Source organism: Enterobacteriaceae bacterium Kacie_13 (assembly GCA_013457415.1).
Lineage (GTDB): Bacteria > Pseudomonadota > Gammaproteobacteria > Enterobacterales > Enterobacteriaceae > Rahnella.
Window position 1 is genome coordinate 2,291,160 of sequence record CP045665.1, and the last position, 20,143, is coordinate 2,311,302.

Annotated in this window: 13 protein-coding genes; 7 read left to right on the forward strand and 6 right to left on the reverse strand. The window is 53.1% G+C overall.

The window, feature by feature from the left end; genetic code table 11:
* Positions 1-41 precede the first annotated feature (41 nt).
* A complete protein-coding gene (locus GE278_10495; GenBank protein ID QLK61161.1) occupies positions 42-1,262 on the reverse strand; it encodes a glycosyl transferase in 1,221 nt (406 codons plus the stop codon).
* Between the two features lie 72 nt (positions 1,263-1,334).
* Positions 1,335-2,156 carry a mannosyl-3-phosphoglycerate phosphatase-related protein gene (locus tag GE278_10500; GenBank protein QLK61162.1) on the reverse strand — a complete coding sequence of 274 codons (822 nt, stop codon included), beginning with the start codon at positions 2,154-2,156 and terminating at the stop codon, positions 1,335-1,337.
* A 259-nt stretch (positions 2,157-2,415) separates the two neighbouring features.
* On the opposite strand from GE278_10500, the gene apbE reads away from it, so the two are divergent.
* Complete coding sequence (gene apbE / locus GE278_10505; GenBank protein QLK61163.1) at positions 2,416-3,465, forward strand: FAD:protein FMN transferase ApbE; 1,050 nt, start codon at positions 2,416-2,418, stop codon at positions 3,463-3,465.
* A gap of 6 nt (positions 3,466-3,471) precedes the next feature.
* Here the strand turns inward: apbE and GE278_10510 are convergent, their stop codons facing one another.
* A complete protein-coding gene (locus tag GE278_10510; GenBank protein ID QLK61164.1) occupies positions 3,472-4,374 on the reverse strand; it encodes a LysR family transcriptional regulator in 903 nt (300 codons plus the stop codon).
* 127 nt (positions 4,375-4,501) lie between these two features.
* On the opposite strand from GE278_10510, the gene GE278_10515 reads away from it, so the two are divergent.
* A complete protein-coding gene (locus GE278_10515; protein QLK61165.1) occupies positions 4,502-5,116 on the forward strand; it encodes an FMN-dependent NADH-azoreductase in 615 nt (204 codons plus the stop codon).
* 25 nt (positions 5,117-5,141) lie between these two features.
* Here GE278_10515 and glgX read toward each other — a convergent pair whose 3' ends face one another.
* Positions 5,142-7,424: a glycogen debranching protein GlgX gene (gene glgX / locus GE278_10520; GenBank protein QLK61166.1), complete on the reverse strand. Its 2,283-nt coding sequence runs from the start codon at positions 7,422-7,424 to the stop codon at positions 5,142-5,144.
* A gap of 467 nt (positions 7,425-7,891) precedes the next feature.
* On the opposite strand from glgX, the gene GE278_10525 reads away from it, so the two are divergent.
* The 3 genes from GE278_10525 (at position 7,892) to cbl (ending at position 11,814) form a co-directional block, all read left to right on the forward strand.
* Positions 7,892-9,562 carry a hypothetical protein gene (locus GE278_10525; GenBank protein QLK61167.1) on the forward strand — a complete coding sequence of 557 codons (1,671 nt, stop codon included), beginning with the start codon at positions 7,892-7,894 and terminating at the stop codon, positions 9,560-9,562.
* A gap of 226 nt (positions 9,563-9,788) precedes the next feature.
* Complete coding sequence (locus GE278_10530) at positions 9,789-10,733, forward strand: 2-hydroxyacid dehydrogenase (protein ID QLK61168.1); 945 nt, start codon at positions 9,789-9,791, stop codon at positions 10,731-10,733.
* A 121-nt stretch (positions 10,734-10,854) separates the two neighbouring features.
* Entirely contained in the window at positions 10,855-11,814 is a 960-nt protein-coding gene (gene cbl, locus GE278_10535; GenBank protein ID QLK61169.1) for an HTH-type transcriptional regulator Cbl, read from the forward strand.
* A 730-nt stretch (positions 11,815-12,544) separates the two neighbouring features.
* On the opposite strand, the gene GE278_10540 is transcribed toward cbl, so the two are convergent.
* A complete protein-coding gene (locus GE278_10540; GenBank protein QLK61170.1) occupies positions 12,545-14,488 on the reverse strand; it encodes an exoribonuclease II in 1,944 nt (647 codons plus the stop codon).
* A gap of 147 nt (positions 14,489-14,635) precedes the next feature.
* Entirely contained in the window at positions 14,636-16,942 is a 2,307-nt protein-coding gene (locus GE278_10545; GenBank protein ID QLK61171.1) for an FdhF/YdeP family oxidoreductase, read from the reverse strand.
* A gap of 472 nt (positions 16,943-17,414) precedes the next feature.
* Between GE278_10545 and GE278_10550 the strand changes: the two genes are divergently transcribed.
* Complete coding sequence (locus tag GE278_10550; protein QLK61172.1) at positions 17,415-18,584, forward strand: serine-type D-Ala-D-Ala carboxypeptidase; 1,170 nt, start codon at positions 17,415-17,417, stop codon at positions 18,582-18,584.
* Positions 18,585-19,439: 855 nt separating this feature from the next.
* Entirely contained in the window at positions 19,440-20,123 is a 684-nt protein-coding gene (locus tag GE278_10555) for a hypothetical protein (protein ID QLK61173.1), read from the forward strand.
* Positions 20,124-20,143 lie beyond the last annotated feature (20 nt).

Consider the following 20,143-nt stretch of genomic DNA (forward strand, 5'->3'; position numbering starts at 1 on the left):
AATTGCAGCGTTGATTTGTGTCATTAAATTATCTTGCGAAATTATACGTCGCCTTCATTATCTTTTTCCACTGCTTCGTGAAGACGATCCAGCATATCCGGGAACGCAGACTGCACACGGCTCCAGCTCGGGATAAATGGCTTTTCACTTGGCGTATCGACAAATGCCTGACCTGCTTCAATAATCGCGCCGGAGAACAACTCTACTGCGGATTCTTCGCTGTGACGATCGAAAGACAGCCCGTTCATACGCGCATCATTCTCAAATCCATCAATCATATCCAGCGCGTTGCGGTAGTAGGTGGCTTTCAGGATACGGAAAGATTCACTGGTAATGTTAACGCCCAGAATTGCCATCTTTCGGTAGAGCGCTTTGGTGATGTCGATACTCATGCGCTGCAGGCCGTTGGTGGCATCATCTTCTGACATCGGCTGATGCTTGTGGTCGTAATTATCGGCGATATCCACCTGACAAATACGGCGGGTCGCGGTATTGCGGTGCAGTTCGGAAAGGACACCTATCTCCAGACCCCAGTCGCTTGGAATACGCAAGTCATTCAGAACGTGAGTGCGCATGGCGAATTCTCCGGACAACGGATAACGGAAAGTGCGCAGGTACTCGAGAAAATCGGAGTGTCCATAAACGATTTGCAGGGATTTTAGCAGCGGGAAAACCAGCAGGCGGCCCACGCGCCCGTTGAATTTTCCATCCGCCACGCGGGCATAATAGCCTTTACAAAAATCGTAATGGAAATTGGGATTGGCGACCGGGTACATCAGGCGCGCCAGCATATCGCGGCTATAAGTGACAATGTCACAATCATGCAGGCCCACGACGGACGTGCGCCGCGACGCCAGTGTGTAGCCGACGCAGAACCAGACGTTACGGCCTTTACCCGGTTCCATTGGTGAGAGATTTTCTTTTTTCAGCTCTTCATCCAGCGCTTTAAGGCGCGGGCCGTCATTCCATAAAATACGGTGACGCTGCGGCAGGCGGGAGAAAAACTCACGAGCAAATAAAAACTGATCGCGAGAAGCGCGATCTAAACCAATAACAATTTCTTCCAGATAGGGGACTTTTGTCAGTTCATCGACAATTTTTGTCAGCGCCGGACCTTCAAGTTCTGAAAAAAGTGAAGGTAATATTAATCCCATTGAGCGTCGGCCCGAAAACACCTGCAGATCGTATTCCAGTTCTTCAACTTTACGGTTAGTCAAATTATGGAAATTAGTAATGACTCCATCCTGATAAAAATCACTCATGCGGTATTCTCCAATTTTGGAATTGATAAAATTATTGGGAACAAACAATAGCTAAAGTATTTCTCTTCTCATTCATTTTGAATTTCCCGTGTCCGGGAGCGTAATAAAATGGTCCAGTCCCTGAACCCATCCGTGCGGGCCAAACTCCGTGGTGCGAAACACCTGTGAGGCGTGGTGACGGCTCAGCGGCATCTCATGATCGTGATGGCCTTTGATGACCACGGCGTGATCGACCGCTTCCAGCATGGATAAATCATTGGGGCCATCGCCGAGTCCGAGGGTGATGACCGGCTTACCGCGCTGGTGCTGGTATTCGGCTGCTAACCACTGCACCGCCGGACCTTTTCCCGCATCGACTCCCATCACATGCCAGAAACGACCACCGCGGGTCAGCGCCAGACCTTCGCGGGTCAGGCATTTTTTAAAATGGCTGAAGTCCAGATCGTTGCCAAACCAGATCAGCGGCTCAGAGGCTTCACGCTGCATCGCCAGTGCAGCATCTGGCTCAGACAGTCCCGTCCAGATGGCGACCTGTTTGGGCGTGACATCGCCAAAACCACGAAACTCAAAATCATACCGATGCCGCAACTCCACAAGCGTATGGCGGATATCGGCGTAGCGTGCGCCAGGCACCGGACTTTCAGGCGTCCAGCCGGACGGAAAGTGGATCATTGCGCCGTTTTCAGCAATAAAAGGGAGATGCGTTAACTGTAAAGCAGACTGCAAGGCCGCCACTTCTGCGGACGTTTTACTGGTGGTCAGAATCAGCGGGATCTGCGCGGCGGCAAGCCTGTCCAGCCAGGGCTGCGCGGGTTGCCAGCTGTAATCGTGGTGGTCAAGCAGCGAGCCATCCAGGTCGGTGAAAATAATTAAGGGATCATCAAGGTACGGCATTCTTTCTCCTCAATTGTGTGGCAGAACAGAAGCTCATTCTTGCAAATGACTTTCTGTTCCAGCAGCTAAGTATAGATTCAAAAAAGTCGTTTATTGTCGCAGTGCACATTTCAGGAATATTTACCGGCGACGACGTGGCTTTACCCGACGGTGAAATATCAGGATAATTTGCCGCAGTTCTGCTGCGGTTTAGATGTCATCCTTTACTATTGCGCACCTTTTCTTGTCCGGTTTCGGGCACTCAGACGAGTCTTTCTTCATGTCTTTAACACCGGTTTTATTGCGCCACGCCCTCGTGCTGTGCGCCGTCAGTCTGTTATCCGCCTGCGATGGTGCGTCTTCCACACAGGACAGCGCACTAGTCATTGCAGGCAAAACCATGGGCACGTTTTATCGTGTCAGTCTGGCGGGGGTCGATAAAAACCGGGAGGCGGCGCTGCGTGAGCAAATCGAGGCGCAGCTCAAAGAGGACGATCACCAGTTGTCCACGTACAAAGAAGATTCAGTGCTCTCGCGTTTCAACCAGTATCAGGGCAACGTGCCGCAGCCGATAAGCTCCGGCATGGCGGATGCCATTGTCACTTCTATGCGTATCGGAGCTTTAACCGGCGGCGCGATGGATATCACGGTCGGGCCTCTGGTCAATCTGTGGGGATTTGGTCCTGATAAACAGCCGGTGAAAACCCCGACGGCAGAACAGATCAGTGCTGCGCGTCAGCGTATCGGCTTACAGCATCTGAAAGTTATTGAGCAAAGCGACGGGCAGTATTTGCAGAAAGATTTACCAGGCATGTATGTCGATCTCTCGACGGTGGGTGAAGGCTACGCCACCGACCATCTGGCCCGGCTGGTGGAAGGCAATGGTATAAGCAATTATCTGGTGTCGGTGGGCGGTGCCGTGGTATCGCGCGGCCATAACGCTAAGGGCAAACCCTGGCAGGTGGCGATTCAAAAACCGACCGACAAAGAGACGGCCGTGCAGGCGATTGTCGATTTGCAGGGCATGGGCATCAGTACGTCCGGCAGTTATCGCAACTATTACGAGCTAAACGGCAAACGTCTGTCGCACATCATTGATCCGGCGACCGGAGAGCCGATCACCCATAAGCTGGTATCCGCCACGGTAATTGCGCCGACCGCGCTGGAAGCAGACGGTTGGGATACCGGTCTGATGGTGTTAGGCACCCAAAAAGCGATGGCGCTGGCGGAGCAGCAACATCTGGCGGTCTATCTGATCACCAAAGACGGCGACAGCTTCAAAAGCCATATGACGCCGCAGTTCAAAGCCTATCTTAAAGATCCGGAATAACGCGGTTCACAAATCGTTATTGAGCGTCTCACTGAGGAAATCCAGAAAGACCCGCAGCGCGGGAGACTGGCCTTTGTGGCTGGCATACAACGCTGAAACCGAAGAGGGCGGCGTATGCCACTCCGGCAAAAGATGTTGCAGTTCTCCTTGCACAATCCGCTGGGCACAGGCGATTTCCGGCAATAGCGCGATACCCAGTCCGTCGGCAGCCGCCTGACAAAGCACCAGCAAATTGTTACTCACCATGCGCGGCGTCAGCGATATTCTGCGGCTACCTTCTTGCGGATGTACCAGTTCCCATTGCTCCCCGGCCCAGGGTGTCTTTCGCACCAGCGTCGGCAGGGCGCTCAGTTGTTCGACTGAAGGTGGCACCGGCAGGGCGGTGATAAATGCCGGGCTGGCGACCAGCACGTAGCGCAATGTGCCGAGCGGTTTGCGATGCAGCCCGGAATCTTCCAGAGGTTCGTTGTGCGAGCGGATCATGACATCGAAGTTTTCCTCCAACAAATCTACAGAGCGGTTGATCGCCAGAAGTTCGAGTGTGATCTGTGGGTAACGCGTCAGAAATGTCTTCATCAGCGGCGCAATCACCGTCTCTGCCATCATCACCGGTGCTGAAATGCGCAACAACCCGCGCGGGCTCTGCTGCAAATCATCAATTACCTGCTGCGCGGACTGCGCCTGTTCCAGCAGTTTCTGACATTCAGCCGCGTACCGTTCGCCGACGCTGGTAACGGAAAAGTGCCGCGACGTGCGCTGCAACAGACGTACGCCGAGGCGCGATTCAAGCGCTTCCACGCGGCGGCTGAGCAGGGATTTCGACACACCCAGCGCGCGCCCGGCGGCGGTAAAGCCATGATGCTTTACCACAGCGGCGAATAGCGCCATGTCATTGAGATTGTCCTTCATCTGAGATCTTCCGGTTGGGTATCGTTGCAGGCCTGCAACGATATGTTGTGATATCAGGTATTTTAGATTAATAGCACAACGATTAACCTGTGTTCATTCTAATTAAGAGATGAAAACAGAAACTACTATGAAAATTTTACACCTTGATTCCAGCCCGTTTATTGAAGGCTCCGTTTCCCGTGAACTGTCGGCGACGATTGTCGCCGAGCTTTGCGCCCGACATCATGACGCTGTAGTGACTTATCGTGATCTGGGCACCACGCCGCCTCCGCATCTTTCTGCTGCGGCGATGAGCCTGCTGCATAATTCGCAGGATGAAGTGATTACGCCCGCTTTGCAGGCTGAGCTGGACGGCATTTATCAGTCTATTGAAGAACTGACCGCCTGCGATGTGCTGGTGATTGGCGCGCCGATGTACAACCATTCCATTCCCAGCAACCTCAAAGCGTGGCTGGATCAGGTCTGCCAGAAAGGGCTGACGTTCCGTTATACGCCGCAGGGCGTGGTGGGGCTGATCCCTGGAAAAACGGCGTATATTGCTTCCACGCGCGGCGGCGTATACAGCACGCCGGAAGGCAAACTGCATGATTTTCAGGAGCCGTATCTGGCCTCGATTTTGGAACTGATGGGCGTGGCAGATTGCCACGTGATCCGCGCAGAAGGCGTAAGCCGTCAGGCGCTCGGTCGGGAGAAAGGGCTGGCGGAAGGGCGTGAAACACTGCTTCAGATCCTCAATGCCTGAAGCAGCGTGGCGAAGTCGTTATAGATTAATGTTTCGCGGCGCTGATCAATTCAAACAGCACCACGGTTCGTGAGGTACAGACATATTCGCGACCAAAATCGAAGTTATGCTCGTTCACGTCATCGGGCTGGAAGGTATCGAGAATATGCCGCCAGCTCTCACCGTGTGCCACCGATGGCAGGGTGAACATAACGTCTTTGTGTGAGGCGTTGAACAGCAACAGCACGGTGCTCAGCGATCCCTGACGCAGCAAGCCGGTCGGCTGTGCGCGGCCATCGAGCAGCATGGCGATGCATTTCGCGTGCGGATCGCTCCACGCTGCGTCGGTCATTTCCGGCCCCTGCGGCTGGAACCAGCTCACATCTTTCACGCCGTGCTTTTCATGCACCGCCCCGGTGAGAAAACGTCCGCGATGCAAAATTGGGAAACGCCTACGCAGGGCGATCAGCCTGTAAGTAAACAGCAACAGCGATTTGCCTTTATCGCCAACGTTCCAGTTCACCCAGGCGATGTCGGTATCCTGACAATAAGCATTATTGTTACCTTCCTGCGAGCGGGCGAATTCATCCCCGGCCAGCAGCATCGGCGTACCCTGTGAAAACAGCAGCGTTGCCAGCATGTTGCGCATCTGCCGCAGTCGCAGTTCATTTATTTCCGCATCGTCAGTCGGGCCTTCGACCCCATAGTTGGCTGAAATATTGTTATCGCTGCCGTCCTTGCCGTTTTCACCATTGGCGCTGTTGTGCTTTTTCTCGTAAGAAACCCAGTCATTGAGGGTGAAACCGTCGTGGGCGGTGATGAAGTTCACCGAGGCGTAAGGCTTGCGCCCACGGTGATTGAAGATGTCCGCCGAGCCGGAAAGTCGTGTGGCAAACTGCGCCAGCTGGCCTTCGTCACCGCGCCAGAATTTACGTACCGTATCGCGGAAGCGGTCATTCCACTCCATCCAGCCCGGTGGGAACCCGCCCACCTGATAGCCGCCGGGACCGCAATCCCAGGGTTCGGCGATCAGTTTGCACTGGCTGAGGATCGGATCCTGACGGCAGGTATCAAGGAATCCGCAGCCCTCGTCGAAACCGTAGCTTTCCCGCCCGAGAATGGTCGCCAGATCAAAGCGGAAACCATCCACCTGCATTTCCGTCGCCCAGTAGCGCAACGAATCCGTCACCATCTGCAACACCCGTGGATGACTGAGATTGAGCGTATTGCCGGTACCGGTATCATTGATGTAATAGCGTTTATTATCGGGCATCAGCCGGTAATAACTGGCGTTGTCGATCCCTTTAAACGACAGCGTCGGGCCAAGCTCATTGCCTTCCGCCGTGTGGTTATAGACCACGTCCAGGATCACCTCGATGCCCGCCGCGTGGAAGGTGGCGATCATCTGCTTGAATTCGTTTACGGTGTGCGTGGCCATATACTGTGGATGCGGCGCGAAGAAACTCAGCGTGTTGTAACCCCAGAAATTATGCAGGCCTTTATCCTGCAAATGCCGGTCATCGGTAAATGCGTGGATCGGCATCAGTTCGACGGAGGTCACCCCCAGTGAGCGGATATATTCGACAATGTGCGGCGTACTCATCCCGGAAAACGTACCGCGCAGATGCTCCGGCACCGCCGGATGACGCATGGTATAGCCGCGCAAATGCGTTTCGTAGATCAGCGTTTTTTCCCAGGGAATATGCTTTTTGCGTGAACGAGCCCAGGAGAATGCCGGGTCGATCACGCGGCACTTGGGCAGGAAGGGCGCGCTGTCGGTATTATCGATATGCAAATCTTTCTTGGCGCTTTGCATGTCATAAGCAAACAGCGCGTCGTCCCATTTCAGGTCGCCGACGATTTGCTTGGCGTAAGGATCGAGCAGCAGCTTGGCCGGATTAAACCGGTGCCCGTCGTGTGGTGCGTAAGGACCGTGCACGCGATAAGCATAGAGCAGACCCGGGCGGGCATCCGGCAGATAGCCATGCCAGACTTCATCGGTGTATTCCGGCAGTTCGATGACGTCGTACTGTTCGCCTTCCTCATTAAACAGACACAGTTCGACTTTGGTGGCATTCGCGGAAAACAGCGCGAAATTCACCCCCAGACCGTCCCACGTCGCGCCGAGGGGTACCGGTAAACCTTCACGCACGCGGGTGGTGTGACCGGAATCGAAACTGCGGACGATTTCGCCATCACTGTAAGGATGCATGATGCGCACGCCGAGTTCGTCAACAGCGATGTTGACCTGGGCGTTTGAGGGGACAGTGCGGACTTCATCAGTGCTGGCCGTGGGCTGGGTCACTTTACTGGATCGGGCTTTTGCCATTCGTTTCACACTCCTGAGCAGGTCAATCAGAATAAATCCTGAGAAAGAATTGAGCGAAAAAGATCCGCGGCTCATGGGGCCGCTTGTCGGTTGCTATCAAATCAGTGTAGTTGCAGTTACAGCTTTTCCCCTGCCAGCGGCCAATTAACGGTTAAATCACACTTTTGCGTATGACAAAAAAGAGGCATCAAACGTGCCATAGTAAAAACAGTGTGATGAAAACATTTCTGATTGATGCGTTTTTACGTCTCACCATCAATCACAAATACGCCTCTTAATCACTGATAGTTAAGCTTTCATTCCTCACGAAAATTTTTGATGCAGTGTGATTTTCTCTTTTGAAATCAGGCTCTGATACTGGCCACAGAGAAAGCAGTGGCGAGCGATGAGATAACGCATTTTACCCCGCTCGCATCGTCTGCTTTCCGCTATTCACTCACTGACACTTATCTTTGGAGTTACGATTTATGAGCACTACCAAACAAAAATATATGGTTTCCGCTGCATGGGAAAATGTTGACGACGTCTGGTCAGCCGCCTGTTTTATTGACGTATTTAATATGACGGACACCGATCTGGAATCAGGAAAAGTAGAATTTACGCTCGATAATTCACAGAGCGCATCTGCAAACATTAACTTCCAGTTCGAAACCTGGAGCAGCCCGATCAAAGGTACGCTGATTGACGATTGCAGCGTTATCCCGGCGGGCGGCAAAGGCACGTTTGCCATTATGATTGGCAATAACACCGGCGTGAGCATTGGTAATCTGCCGCGCGGCTTTAAAGTCAACGGCGAAGTAGCCGATCAGGTGGCTGATACTCAGGCACCGACGGTACCTTCTGATGTCAAAGTGGTGGCGAGCGGTGCAGTAACCCTGACCGTTGGCTGGAAGGCGTCTACCGACAACGTGATGGTCAGCGGTTACGAAGTCACGTATACCAACACCAAAACCAAAGTCGCCAAAACCCAGAAAACCACCAGCACATCGGTCACTCTGGTCGGGCTGACGGCGCAAACGGCCTACAACGTTCAGGTGCGTGCTTACGATCTGGCCGGTAATTTCTCAGCTAAATCTCCAGTGCTGAACGTTACTACCGATAAAACTCTGCCGGATTCAGGAGACTACAGCTTCAACCACGCCCCGTTTATGGACTTCACCGGCTGGCCGACGCCGCGTCCGAGCGTGTTCGGTAAAGAGTCCGGCCTGAAAGCTTATACGCTGGGCTTTATCACCGCTGCCGACATGAATAACGGTGAAGGGGTGCCGAACTACCGTCCATGCTGGGGTGGTTTGGTAAGCATCACTGATGCGAACGTTGGCGATTACGGCGCAGATTTTACCGGTGATGCCACGGTCTCTGATTACGGTAAAGAAGATATCGCCGCGTTTCGCGCTGCGGGTGGTGATGTGGCGATTTCCTTCGGCGGAGCGAATTCCAACTTCCTCGAAGAGCACATCACCGACGTGGGTGAACTGGCCGCGTTGTATCAGGGCGTGCTCGACAACTATGCAGTAAATCACATCGACTTCGATATCGAAGGCGGCGCACTGCAGCAAACCGAAATGCTTAGCCGCCTGCTGGCGACCATGGCGGTAGTGCAGAAAAACAATCCGTCACTGCAAATCGCCTTCACACTGCCGGTTGATGGCCAGACGTCCGATGATTCACAGGGTCTGACCTCTTTCGGTATAGATTTCGTGCGCATGGTGCATGACTCTGGCATTTCTCCTGCACTGTTTAATGCTATGTCGATGGACTTCGGCGACGTCGCGCCACCGCCGGATATGTATACCGGTGTGGAAATGTCGATGCTGGCAATGCATCGTCAGATCAAAACTGTCTTCACCGAATGGTCAGACGCCAAACTGTGGCGCCGTATTGGTGTGACACCGATGTTCGGCATCAACGACACCGGCCCGAGTTTCACTACTGAGCACATGAAAAAACTGATCGACCTGGCGAAGAAATACAATTTCGGCACCATCTCCGGCTGGGATGCGACCCGCGATTACAATCAGGGCCTGGAAATGTGTCACACCAGCGATCACAACAACCTGTATCAATGTACATATGAAGGCACCGTGTCTTACGCCTACAGCAAGATTATCGCGACTTATCAACATAAAGCGGTGTAATTCGCTCTCAGAAATACATTTCAGTTATTTAATCCGTGCTGTTTAAATTCGCCGGTGTGAAACCTTCACACCGGCATTTTTCGTCTGCATCATTCTGCAAAGTTTAACTGCTGTACATGAGCCCTGCATTCGCTGATATTCACTCTGACCCGCAGTAAACAGGCGGGCGCTGAGCGCATTCACCCTCTTTATGCGTCCTGTTTCCATGATTAATAAAGGAGCCTCCATGACTATCGCGTTGCTAAGCCATGTCCCGCTGGATGCTGGCTACCCTGAACGTTTTGCCGCCGCCGGATTTACCCTCCATTTTGCTACCACACCCGGGCAGCGCGCCACGCTCTCGCCCGAACTTGCACAGCAAATTCAGGCGGTGTTAACCATCGGCAGCATCGGCCTGAGTGATGCCGAAATGGCGACAATGCCGCAGCTGAAAATTGTCTGTGCGCAGGGCGTCGGGTATGAACATATTGACGTCGCGGCGGCAAAATCGCGCGGTATTCTGGTCACGCACGGACCGGGCACCAACAATTCATCGGTTGCTGACCACACCCTGGCACTGATGCTGGCCATCACCCGCCGCATTCCGCAGTTTGACCAGGCGGTTCGGGGCGGTGAGTGGAATAAAGCGCGCTGGAATGTCCCCGGCATGGCGGGCAAAAAGCTCGGTGTCGTAGGGTTAGGAAATATCGGCGCGCTGATTGCACGCCGCGCAGCGGGTGGATTTGATATGGCGATTGGTTATCACAACCGCAATCAACAGGCAGACACGCCTTATCAATATTTTTGCAGCGTAACGGAACTGGCCGCCTGGGCGGATTACCTGGTGGTTGCCACGCCGGGGGGCAAAAACACAGTCAGTCTGGTGGATGACGCCGTTTTGCGTGCGCTGGGCGCAGAAGGCTTTCTCATTAACATTGCGCGAGGCAGCGTGGTAGATACCGACGCGCTGACAGCCAGCCTGCGAAATGGCGAAATTGCCGGGGCAGCGCTGGACGTTGTGGAGGGCGAACCGCAGGTTCCACTCGGGTTGCTGACGCTGGACAATCTGGTGATCACGCCGCATGTGGCAGGGCGCTCGCCTGAATCAGTCGAAAATATGCTGGCGCTGGTGCTCGATAACCTGAACGCGCATTTCTCCGGCAAACCGGTGCTGACACCCGTTCCGGAGTAACCCCGGAAATCCGCCGCAAACCTCTATAGTCGGAAAAAGCATAAGTAACCGCTTTTTCTTATTTGTCTGGCATACCCGCAGGCCGTAACAATAGGGTTTTGAACAGACAGGGGCGACGGCGGTGAATTTTCAACAACTCAAAATTATCAGGGAATCAGCGCGATGCAATTACAACCTGACCGAAGTATCGAACATGCTCTTCACTTCGCAGTCAGGCGTCAGCCGCCACATTCGCGAGCTGGAAGACGAGCTGGGCGTCGAAATTTTTATCCGTCGCGGCAAGCGTTTGCTGGGGCTGACCGAACCCGGTAAAGAGTTACTGGCCGTGGCTGAGCGTATTCTCAACGAAGCTCAGAATATCCGGCGGCTGGCGGATGTCTTCTCGAAAGAGGATGCGGGCGTGCTGACCATTGCCACCACGCATACGCAGGCGCGTTACAGTCTGCCAAAAGTCATCAAAGCCTTCCGCGCCATTTATCCTGGCGTCCGGCTTGAGCTTCATCAGGGCTCTCCGAACGAAGTGCTGGCGATGTTACTCAGCGGGCAGGCAGATGTCGCCATCGCCAGCGAGAAGCTGATGAACGATACCTCGGTTGCCGCGTTCCCGTATTACCGCTGGCACCACGCTATCGTTGTCCCGCAGGGGCATCCGCTGACGTTGCAGCATCCAATCACGTTGCAACATCTCAGCGAACAGCCGCTGATTACCTATCGTCAGGGCATTACCGGTCGCTCGCGTCTTGACGAAGCATTTAGCCGTGCCGCACTTAGCCCGGATATCGTGCTCAGCGCCCAGGATTCTGACGTGATCAAAACCTACGTCGAGCTTGGTTTAGGCGTCGGTATTCTCGCCGACAAAGCTTATGAAGCCGCACGCGATACAGGCCTTCAGCTCATCAATGCTGAACACCTGTTCGAAGCCAACACCGTCTGGCTGGGTCTGAAAAGGGCGCAGTTGCAGCGTAACTATGTCTGGCGGTTTATCGAATTATGTAATCCGGGCTTATCGGTGAATGATATTAAGGAGAAGGTGTTTGCGTCAGGGCAGGAGAGTGAGACGGTAATTGACTATCAGATCTGATAGTGCGGGGCCGCGCACTGGGCGGCATTTAACCTCAAAATCAAGACCTTGGGCTGCCGCCCAAACCGGCCTTAAGGTCAAGGTCGTGGGCATCGGCCCACACCGACTTGGGGGGCGGCATATCGCCGCCGCCCCCCAAGACCCCCCAGGCTCTTTAAAACACGCGCTATCGCTGGGTCGATGGACATGTTCTGTAGCGCCCGCATGTGGCGCAAAACCCTGCCGCTGCGCGGTTCCCTCTCTCGGTGCTGGAGCCATAGGTCTCCAGCCCGCTCCGTTCGGCAGGATTTTTTGATCGCGCCATCTCACCATTTTTGAAGACAAATAGAGATTGAACAAAGTGTTTGGTTTTTTGAAATGATCTGAGCGGGTGAAGTTGTGACCTAAAAAGCCTGTGGCCGTTTTCAAAAATCACGCCGGAGGAAGAGGTGGAAAACCGCGCGGCTTTCTGCGCGGGTTGTAACCCGACCGGAGGGAACCGCGCAGTGGCGGGATTTTGCGGCAATAGCAGGCGTTTCTGAAACAGAGCCGGTATGCATGGCACGTGTTTTAAAGAGCCTGGGATTCTTAAGGGGGGCGGCGATAAGCCCCCCTTAAGGCCGGTTTGGGTGGCAACCCAAGGTTTTGAACTTGAACTTGAGGTTGAATGAAAGCCCCCGTGTGCGGCTCCGCACAAAAAAAAGCCGGTTCTTAACCGGCTTTTCAATCACATCAATAATCCCAGCGTTAGCTAAGCCGCCGGCCTGGCAATCACATTGCGATTTTCCATCCGCACTTCTGCGATCACCACATCAATGATGTCACTCTGACGATAGGCCACTTCGCCCTTAATCAGTACGGTGCCGGTATCCGCGCTGCATACCAGTTCGTCGCGCACGCTATGCAGGAACGGAGCAGGAATGAAGGCGACGGCGCCGATATCTTGCAGGCGGATACGCAGACCGCCGCGGGTGACATCGATGATTTCAGCGCTGAACTTCATGTCAGTACCCACTTTATCTTCCAGATAACGTGCATACAGCCAGTCACCGACGTCGCGCTCGGCCATGCGGTTGGCACGGCGACGTTCAGCCAGCTGGACAGTCATCTCATCCTGCGGTTTCTCGGCAGACTGGTTCAGGATCATCGCTTTCAGCAAACGGTGATTTACCATGTCGCCGTATTTACGGATCGGTGAAGTCCAGGTTGCGTACGCTTCCAGACCCAGACCAAAGTGCGGGCCAGGGGTGGTGCTGATTTCTGCGAAGGTCTGGGAACGGCGAATGCGGCTGTCCAGGAACTGCGTAGGCAAAGCATCAAGTTTGCGGCGCAGTGCGCAGAAGCCCGGCAGGGTCAGCAACTCTTCGGCGTTGGCTTCCACGTCGTTGGCCTGCAATACGGTCACCGCGTTCTCAACCAGCAATGGATCGAAACCGTTATGCACGTTGTAGACGCCGAAACCAAGACTGTCGCGCAGGGCGATAGCGGCACAGACGTTGGCGGCGATCATCGATTCTTCCACGATGCGGTTAGCGATACGGCGGTGCTCGGCGACAATCTCCAGCACGTTGCCTTTCTCACCCAGCACGAAGCGGTAATCAGGACGATCTTTAAAGACCAGCGCGTGCTCAGTACGCCATGCACTGCGCACGTCACAGACGCGTTTTAGCAGGCGAATTTGATCGGCTATCACATCGGTGGCAGGCTGCCATTCGCTTTTCTCATCCGCTTCCAGCCAGTCAGAGACATTGTCGTAGGCCAGCTTGGCTTTGGATTCAATGGTCGCGGCGAAGAAACGAATGTCGTTGCCGAGCGCGCCATCGGTGCCCAGCGTAACGGAACATGCCAGAACCGGACGGCTGACATCTGGCCACAGGGAACAGATGTCGTCGGACAATTCGCGCGGTAGCATCGGGATATTAAAGCCCGGCAGATAGTTGGTGAATGCGCGTTTCTTAGCGGTGTTATCGAGATCGCTGCCTTCGGCGACGTACGCCGTCGGGTCAGCAATGGCGATAGTCATTTGCAGGGTGCCGTCGCCGTTGTCTTTCACAAACAGCGCGTCATCCATATCCTGTGTACTGCCGCTGTCGATAGTGACAAACGGCAGGGCAGTCAGATCTTCGCGGGTCAGACCTTCATCGCGCAGTTCGGCTATTTCAGATTTTGGCGCTTCACGTTCCAGATTATGACGTGCCAGAGTGACCCACCACGGCGCGAGGTCATCGGTGCCGGTGGTGATCCATTCGGTGATTTCAGCCTGGAAGCTGTGATCGCCTTCCTTCAGCGGGTGACGACGCATCTCGGCCACACACCAGTCGCCATCGCTCACTTCATGATTGATGTTGCGCATTACGCGGCACTGAATGGCATCGCGTAATAAAGGATGATCGGGAATGATGGAAAGACGGTCGTCTTTCTTGGTCACGCGGCCCACAAAACGGCTGAGAAAAGGTTCAACCAGGGTTTCCGGCTGGACGACTTCACGCTCTTTTTCGGTTTGCAGGGAGGCGATCACGCGGTCCCCGTGCATGACTTTTTTCATGTACGGAGGCGGAATGAAATAGCTTTTTTGGCCGTCTACTTCAAGAAAGCCAAAGCCTTTCTCAGTGCCTTTCACGATGCCTTCGACACGTGGAGTCTGAGAGTGAAGTTGCTGTTTTAGCTGCGCGAGCAGCGGGTTATCTTGAAACATATCGTCCAGAGAATTGGGGGTTAATGTGGCTCGATTAGCGGCAGACAGTTTTACGCGATCTGACCCCGTCGGGCAAGCTCTTATCCCCCTTTCGCCTCATAACCCTGAAGCGAAAGGGGAGATTTAAGGCATGCCTCGCAAAACGGTTTAGGCGATGCGTTGCAGACAGACAGGTTGCTCGCAGCGACGGATAGTCACCGGAACGGCTTTCGACGTCGGGGTATGGGTCTGGTCGCCAAAACTGGACATCGGCACCAGCGGGTTTGTCTCGGGATAATAGGCCGCCAGATTGCCGCGCGGAATATCGTAGCTCACCAGTTTAAATCCGCTGACTTTGCGCTCTACGCCGTCGTTCCACAGCGTTTCAATTTCCACCAGTTCGCCGTCTTTCAGCCCTAAATCAGCCAGATCCTGAGGGTGAATGAACAGCACTTCGCGCTGGCCGTACACGCCGCGATAACGGTCATCCAGACCATAAATCGTGGTGTTGTACTGATCGTGCGAACGCAACGTTTGCAGGGTAAACGGCGCATCCTGATCGCCCATCGGGATCAGCACTTCCGGCAAGGGTGCAGCGCTGAAATTGGCTTTGCCGCTCAGGGTGTTGAAGTTCAACTCCGCCGCCGCATTCCCCAGGTAGAAGCCGCCTTTGATGTCGCAGCGCGTATTGAAGTCTTTGAAGCCCGGAATGGTCGCTTCGATATGATCGCGGATCAGGTTGTAATCATCCGCAAGGGCCATCCAGTCGAGGTATTTGTCGCCAAGAACCGCATCAGCGATACCGCAGACAATCGCGGTTTCTGAACGCTGCTCTTTCGATAACGGAATTCCCACGCCTTCGGACGCATGGACCATGCTGAATGAGTCTTCTACGGTGATGAACTGCGAGCCGGTAGCCTGCATATCAAGCTCGGTACGGCCAAGCGTCGGCAGGATCAGTGCTTCATGACCCGGTGTCAGGTGGCTGCGATTCAGTTTTGTACTGATTTGCACCGACAGATCCAGATTGCTCAGCGCCTGTAAAGTACGCGGCGTATCCGGTGCCGCAGCGGCCAGATTCCCGCCGAGGCAGATCAGTACTTTGGCATCGCCACGCAGCATTGCTTCCAGCGCTTCCACGGTGTTATGGCCCGGCGTGCGCGGCGGCGTGAAGTTGTAGTGTTTTTCCATCGCATCCAGCAGGGCTTTCGGCGCTTTTTCGTCGATCCCCATGGTGCGGTTTCCCTGCACGTTACTGTGACCACGTACCGGACACAAACCGGCACCCGGTTTGCCGAGCTGGCCGAACAGTAATTGCAGGTTAGTGATTTCGCGCACGGTCGGCACGGAATGTTTATGCTGGGTAATGCCCATCGCCCAGGTACAAATCACGCGTTCGGCATGCATATAGATAGCCGCGGTTTCGCGCAGATCCTGTTCACTCAGGCCGGACTGTTCGGTGATTTTTTCCCAGCTGGTGGCATCGACTATCGCCAGATACTCGTCTACGCCTGCGCAGTTCTTCGCAATAAAATCTTCATCGAAGAGGGAAGGCTGACCGGAAGCAATGCGTTCGCGGTGGGTCTGTAACAGCGCTTTGACGATACCGCGCACGGCGGCCATATCACCACCGAGATTGGGCTGATAGTAGGCAGAGCTGATGCGACCAGCTTTCGGCGTGACGACTTCCAGCGGCTTTTGCGGATCGGCGAAACGTTCTAAACCACGCTCACGCAGCGTGTTAAAGCTGACCACTTTCGCGCCGCGATCGGCGGCGTGACGCAGGCTGTGCAGCATACGCGGGTGGTTGGTGCCGGGGTTCTGGCCGAAGACAAAAATCGCGTCGGCCTTTTCAAAATCATCCAGACGGATGGTGCCTTTACCGACGCCAATGCTTTGTTTGAGGCCGACGCCGCTCGCTTCGTGGCACATGTTGGAGCAGTCAGGGAAATTGTTGGTACCGAACATGCGGCCAAACACCTGATAAAGGTAAGAGGCTTCGTTGCTGGCACGACCTGAGGTGTAAAAATCCGCCTGATCGGGACTTTCCAGACCTTTCAGATGGCTGGCGATCAGCGAAAAAGCCGCGTCCCAGCTGATGGGTTCATAGTGATCGGTGGTGTGGTTATAACGCATCGGGTGGGTGAGGCGTCCCTGATATTCGAGGAAGTAATCGCTCTGTTCGCGAAGTTTGCTGACGCTGTGCTGCGCGAAGAATTCAGGCTCGACTGATTTGCGTGTTGCTTCCCAGCTGACGGCTTTCGCGCCGTTTTCACAGAAGCTGAATGTACTGTGGTTATCATCGCCCCAGGCGCAGCCCGGACAGTCAAAACCGCGACCTTTGTTAACACGCATCAGGTTGCGCAGATTTGAAAGGACTTTCTTGCTGTCGAAAACGAAACGGGTGGTAGATTCCAATGCACCCCAGCCACCAGCCGCGCCGTGGTAGGGTTTGATCTCAGTTTTGAATTTCATAATTATGCTTCGCAGGTGGTTTTTATCTGGTCTGTAAACAACCGGATCGACGAAATGTTAATCCGTTTGTTAATTTTATGTCACAAGTTTAGGAGGGTGATGAAGTTACGTCTAATCGAATGCCGTGATGGTGTGATAGAAGCGGTCTATCGCGAGGGTTTATCGGGGCGTTATGCAAATTTTCCGCGACGGGTGGGCGTTTAAAGTCAATTTCAATGGTTTCAAAAACAGCATCTTGCGATAACAAAAACTGATTACGTCAGTCACTGCCTGTTTTGGCGTTAAAGCATCCAACTTGTAACCGAATCGTTTCATTATGAAATGCTTAGCAAAAGACTAAGGGTTTTTCTGAACGCCATTTTAAGGCACCCTATGCCGCAGATCTCGATCTATGACTTTTTTGTATGATTATTTGTATAGATGCTGAGCGGATTTATGTTCAGGTCAATGCGGCACGTTTAAGGAAGATTCAGTGAAACGTAGTGTAATAAGTGTTTTATCTTGTGTGTTGTTGTTCTCTGCGGGCAGTGCGAGCGCTGTTGCGCCACTGGATTTCCCGGTTGTTCCCCCGAGCATTGATGCCGCGTCTTTTGTCCTGATGGATTACGCCAGCGGTGATGTGCTGGCAGCAGGGAACCCTGACGACCGTCGTAACCCTGCCAGCCTGACAAAACTGATGACCGGCTACGTGATTGACCGCGCGCTGGATCAGAAAAAAATCACGATGAATGACATCGTGACCGTGCCGCAGGAAGCGTGGGTCGCCGGTAATAAAAGTCTGGAAGGTTCTTCGCTGATGTTCCTTAAACCGGGCGATCGCGTTTCAGTACGCGATTTGATCCGCGGCATTATCATTACCTCCGGTAATGACGCCTGTGTCGCCATGGCGAATTACGTGGCGGGCAGCCAGGACAGCTTCGTTGGTATGATGAACAAATACGTCGTGAGCATGGGGCTGACCAATACCCATTTCGAAACCGTACACGGTCTGGATGCGCCGGGTCAGTACACGACTTCCTATGATCTCGCCAAACTCTCCCGCGCCATTATCGGTGGTGAACCTGAGGAATATCATATGTATAGCGAGAAATCGCTGACGTATGACAACATCACTCAGCAAAACCGTAACGGTCTGCTGTGGGATAAAAACTTGCAGGTGGATGGATTGAAAACCGGTCACACCGAAAGTGCAGGTTTTAACATTATCGCGTCAGCTACTCAGGGCGATCGTCGCCTGATTGCCGTGGTGATGGGCGGAAAAAGCTCGAAAGGGCGCGAAGAACAGGCGCGAAAACTGCTGACCTGGGGCTTCCGCGAATACACCAGCAAGCAAATCTTCAAAGCTAATCAGACCGTCTCCAGCGAGCACGTCTGGTTTGGTGCTAACGATCAGGTGAAAGTCGGTTCACTGAGCGATGTTTTCATCAGCGTTCCGCAGGCCGATGCCGATAAGCTGAAAGCCCAGTATGTGCTGACCAATCCGCAGGTCGAAGCCCCGCTGAAAAAGGGTCAGGAGCTCGGCAACATCAATATCGTAGACAACGGTAAGGTGATCAAAACCGTGCCGCTGGTGGCGCTGGAAGACGTCGCGCAGGGCGGGATCATCAGCCGCGCGATTGATTACGTGAAGCTGAAGATTTAAAAGCGAAACTGAGTATTTGTATTCTTAACTTAAAACCTCGAGCATTATGTTCGGGGTTTTTTATTACTAATGATGTCGGGGATTTCATATCAGAATTAAAGGACAATATTGATTTATATTTGAAGGTAAATGTTGGAACTACTGATATATCGACTACAACAAGAGATGTTTTGACAGACGCAATAACTAATTCAGCTGCATCTGAATTTGAAACAAATCGGGCTGGCAGGATGGAGGCAGACCTGGAAGCTATGCGATCTTCCGGGCGGTCTGGGACATCAGATTATAATAATTTGCTTAATAGAAAAAATGATGCCATTAATTCGGCGGAAAGTTACAAAAGAAATGCGCAAGCAAATCTTGATCAGCTAGATAAATTAAAAAGAGCAGATATTCAAGCCGGTGGTAAGCTTTCAAAGCAGTTAGATTACTTAGGGAAAGCTAATTACGCTTATGATTTGCTTGTTAAAATAAAAGAAGATCCAAAGGCCGGCATGTCAGAGGCCGGTAAGGATTTGCTTGTAAAGCTTGCGTGCTATATCTGGGGGGGAAATGCCGAAGTTGTGATAAATATTGGATTTGATTTAATTGAAAAAGGGCATCCAGAAATGAATGCCTTTAATAAAATGATTAAAGATCGACTTATTGATGAATATGGACACCGAATTCCAAAACGCGCTCCAAGTCTGGATTATGCCAACGCTCAGTCAAGTCCTATTATTTTTGATTTAGACGGTGATGGTATCGAAACAATCAGTAAATCGCAGGGGGTATATTTTGACCATGATGGGAATAATTTCAAAGAAAGTACCGGTTGGGTTGGTGCAGATGACGGACTTTTAGTCAGGGATATTAATGGCAATGGTCAGATCGATTCAGGTGCGGAGTTGTTTGGTAATAACACCAGGCTTAAAAACGGTCATCTGGCGACTAACCACGTTTACCGGCACAGACGCGAACGACTCGCAGTCCGGTTGGTATGGCGTAGACCGGATGACGGGCGGCGCGGGCAACGACACCCTGAGCAGCGGTAGTGATAATGATATTCTCGAAGGCGGTGAAGGCAAAGATAGTCTGAATGGTGAAGCTGGCAGTGATATTTTGGACGGTGGCGCGGGGGATGACTGGCTGGTGGGTGGCAGCGGCCAGGACACTTATTTGTTTTCTGACGGCCATGGAAAAGATCAAGTGAATGATTCAGCGACCAAATCAGAAAGCCCTGACACTGTGCAGTTTAACGACGCCGCGTTTAGCGATCTTTGGTTCACCAAAAAGAACGCTAATCTGATGATCAACGAAAAAAATTCCGAAGACTCCGTCGAACTGATGAACTGGTTTTCGACTACTGCTGATAAGAACAAAATCATTCATACCGCTGACGGTTATGATGTGACCAGCATACAAGTTCAAGAATTAATAGAAGCGATGAGTACTTTCTCAGCCACACATAGCAACCTGACGTTAGTGGAGCAACAGACAGAATTTATGCAGTCTTTTAACACTTCCTCGTACTTGTCATCTGACGCTTTTAATAAGTAAAAAACTCACTCCCTCTCAGG